The organism is Streptomyces adustus (assembly GCF_009377175.1).
GTDB classification, from domain to species: Bacteria; Actinomycetota; Actinomycetes; order Streptomycetales; family Streptomycetaceae; genus Streptomyces; species Streptomyces adustus.
In genome coordinates this window covers 1-3,406 of record NZ_VJZD01000462.1, presented here as the reverse complement: position 1 = coordinate 3,406, position 3,406 = coordinate 1, and the positions used below count along the sequence as shown (strand labels likewise).

The following is a 3,406-nucleotide window of genomic DNA, read 5'->3' as shown; positions in this document are numbered from 1 at the left end:
CCGTGGGGATGGCGGGGAGGGTGGGGATGGCGGTGCCGACGTTGACCGTGCGGCTGTCCGACGTCTCGGTGATCTGCTCCGACTCGGCGGCGGCCTGGGCCGCGGCGCGACGGGCACCGTAACGGCGGTGCACCGCCTGCTTGGTGACACCGAGAGCGGAGCCCACCGCGTCCCACGAGAAGCCGAGCGAGCGGTCGAAGTCGACCGCGGCCGTCACCAGGGTCTCGACGCTGTCCCGCAGTTCCTGGGCCAGCCGGACCGTCGGGGCGGGGGCGCGTCCGTACACCACGAAGCCCGTGGAGGGGCCGGAGCGGCGCGGACGGTAGACGTTGCCCAACTGCGCCGTGAGCGTGCGGAGCGCGTCCACCTGGCGGCGGACCCGCTCGATGTCCCGCACCAGCAAGTGCAGGCTGGCCCGGGCCTGGGCGTCGTTGGTTGCGTGGTCGGCCATGAACAAGCCTCTCGAACCGGCGTTGAAAGGAAACGGACCGCACGGCGGCCCGCTGTGGTCAACTCTTTCTTGACCAACGCGTGTGAGCGCCGCTGGTCACGGTATGGGGGCGTATGGGCATCCGCGTACGCCCCCGGTGCGGACGTGCGCGCGGCCGGTGTGCGCGGGGCGGACTTGCGCGGTGTCGCCGTGGGCCGGGTCATAGACTTGTGCGCTGCCGTTGCCTTGCCCATCCCGCCCGAGAGGCCCGATCCCACCCATGAAGCTCGTCTTCGCCGGTACCCCCGAGGTCGCCGTTCCCGCTCTGGACGCCCTGATCGCCTCCGGGCGGCACGAGGTGGCCGCCGTCGTCACGCGCCCGGACGCACCGGCCGGGCGCGGCCGCAGGCTGGTCGCGTCCCCCGTGGCCCAGCGTGCGGAGGAGGCCGGGATCGAGGTGTTGAAGCCCGCGAAGCCGCGCGACCCGGAGTTCCAGGAGCGGCTGCGGGAGATCGCCCCCGACTGCTGCCCCGTCGTCGCCTACGGCGCCCTGCTGCCCAAGTCGGCCCTGGAGATCCCGGTCCACGGCTGGGTCAACCTGCACTTCTCGCTGCTGCCCGCCTGGCGCGGGGCAGCGCCCGTCCAGCACTCCATCATGGCCGGGGACGAGATCACGGGCGCCTCCACCTTCCTCATCGAGGAGGGCCTCGACTCCGGGCCGCTCTACGGCACCGTCACCGAGGAGATCCGGCCCACCGACACCAGCGGCGACCTGCTGACCCGGCTCGCCTTCGCGGGTGCCGGGCTGCTCGCCGCGACCATGGACGGGGTCGAGGACGGTAGCCTGCGGGCCGTGCCGCAGCCGGGCGAGGGCATCACCGTCGCACCGAAGATCACCGTGGAGGACGCCCAGGTGGACTGGGCCACCCCGGCGCTGCGGGTCGACCGGGTCGTCCGCGGCTGCACCCCGGCGCCCGGAGCCTGGACCACCTTCCGCGGCGAGCGGCTGAAACTCGTCCACGTCACCCCCCTGCCGGAGCGGAACGACCTCGCCCCGGGCGTCCTGGACGTCGCCAAGAACAACGTCTACGTCGGCACCGGCTCGTACGCGGTCGAGCTGCTGTGGGTGCAGGCCCAGGGCAAGAAGCCGATGCGGGCGGCCGACTGGGCGCGGGGCGCGCGCATCGGCCACGGGGAGAGCCTCGGGAGGTAGGGCCCTCCGCTCGGGTCGGATCGGCTTCGCCCGGGGCGGCTTTTCAGCCGCCCCGGGAGGGGTGCGGTGCGCGCGGCCGCGGGGTGGAGGAGCCCGGCGGGGGTCCGGGCACGGAGGCCGGGATCACCGGGACGTACGCTTGGGGCGTATCCCCATCTAACCTCCGGAGCACCTTTTTCGTGAGCGATACCTCCCGTGGGCCCCGCAAGCCGGGCAAGCCCTACCGACGACCCCAGAAGGACCCCGTCCGCATGCTCGCCTTCGAGGCGCTGCGAGCCGTGGACGAGCGGGACGCGTACGCGAACCTCGTACTGCCGCCGCTGCTGCGCAAGGCGCGCGAGAAGGGCGACTTCGACGGACGGGACGCCGCCCTGGCCACCGAGCTGGTGTACGGGACGCTGCGGCGGCAGGGGACGTACGACGCGGTCATCGCCGCCTGCGTCGACCGGCCGCTGCGCGAGGTGGACCCGCCGGTCCTCGACGTGCTGAGCCTCGGCGCGCACCAGCTGCTCGGGACCCGGATCCCGAGCCACGCCGCCGTGTCCGCCTCCGTGGAACTCGCCCGGGTCGTGCTCGGCGACGGGCGGGCCAAGTTCGTCAACGCCGTGCTCCGGAAGATCGCGCAGCACGACCTCGACTCCTGGCTGGAGCAGATCGCGCCGCCCTACGACGACGATCCCGAGGAGCACCTCGCGGTGGTGCACGCGCACCCGCGCTGGGTCGTCTCCGCGCTGTGGGACTCGCTGGGCGGCGGCCGCGCGGGCATCGAGGACCTGCTGGAGGCCGACAACGAGCGGCCCGAGGTGACGCTGGTGGCCCGGCCGGGCCGGGCCGGCACGGAGGAGCTGCTGACGGAGGAGGCCGCCGTACCGGGGCGCTGGTCGCCGTACGCCGTACGGCTCACCGAGGGCGGCGAGCCCGGTGCCATCCAGGCCGTGAAGGACGGCCGGGCCGGGGTGCAGGACGAGGGCAGTCAGCTCGTCGCGCTCGCGCTCGCGAACGTGCCGGTCGAGGGGCGGGACGAGCGGTGGCTCGACGGGTGTGCCGGGCCGGGCGGCAAGGCCGCGCTGCTGGCCGCCCTCGCCGCGGAGCGCGGCGCGACGCTGCTCGCCTCCGAGAAGCAGCCGCACCGGGCCGGCCTGGTGGCGAAGGCCCTGGCCGGCAACCCCGGGCCCTACCAGGTCATCACGGCCGACGGGACCCGGCCGCCGTGGCGGCCCGGAGCCTTCGACCGGGTGCTCATGGACGTGCCTTGCACCGGCCTCGGCGCCCTGCGTCGGCGGCCCGAGGCGCGCTGGCGGCGTCGTCCGGACGACCTCGACGCGTTCGCCCCGCTCCAGCGCGGGCTGCTGCGTACGGCCCTGGAGTCGGTGCGGGTCGGCGGTGTGGTCGGCTACGCCACCTGCTCGCCGCACCTCGCCGAGACCCGGGCGGTCGTCGCCGACGTCCTCAAGCAGTTCCCGGACGCCGACCTGATCGACGCCCGGCCCTTCCTGCCGGGCGTACCGGCACTGGGCGACGGCCCCGACGTACAGCTGTGGCCGCATCTGCACGGGACCGACGCGATGTACCTGGCCCTCATCCGCCGCACGGCCTGACCGCCCGGCGGCCCGGCCCGGCTTGCCTGCCAGGCGGGCCCGGCCCCGGCCCGCCTGCCCTGCCCGGCGGGCCTGGCCCCCCGGCCCGCCCGGCGTGCCTGCCCGGCCCGTCCGGCCCGTCCGGCGCCCCCGGGCGTCCCGGCGGGCCCGGCCCCGGCTCTGTCC

At 75.2% G+C, this 3,406-nt stretch carries 3 protein-coding genes; 2 read left to right on the top strand and 1 reads right to left on the bottom strand.

The genetic code is table 11. From position 1 onward, the window contains the following. The coding region (locus FNH09_RS45550; RefSeq protein ID WP_152895741.1) for a hypothetical protein at nucleotides 1-451 on the bottom strand (451 nt) is incomplete at its 3' end. A 259-nt stretch (nucleotides 452-710) separates the two neighbouring features. Here FNH09_RS45550 and fmt point away from each other — a divergent pair. Together fmt and FNH09_RS45540 are read left to right on the top strand one after the other, a co-directional pair. Further along, entirely contained in the window at nucleotides 711-1,643 is a 933-nt protein-coding gene (gene fmt, locus FNH09_RS45545) for a methionyl-tRNA formyltransferase (protein ID WP_152895740.1), read from the top strand. Nucleotides 1,644-1,822: 179 nt separating this feature from the next. Further along, the gene (locus tag FNH09_RS45540) at nucleotides 1,823-3,241 is read left to right on the top strand and encodes a transcription antitermination factor NusB (protein WP_162470092.1); all 1,419 of its coding nucleotides are present in this window, start codon (nucleotides 1,823-1,825) and stop codon (nucleotides 3,239-3,241) included. Nucleotides 3,242-3,406 lie beyond the last annotated feature (165 nt).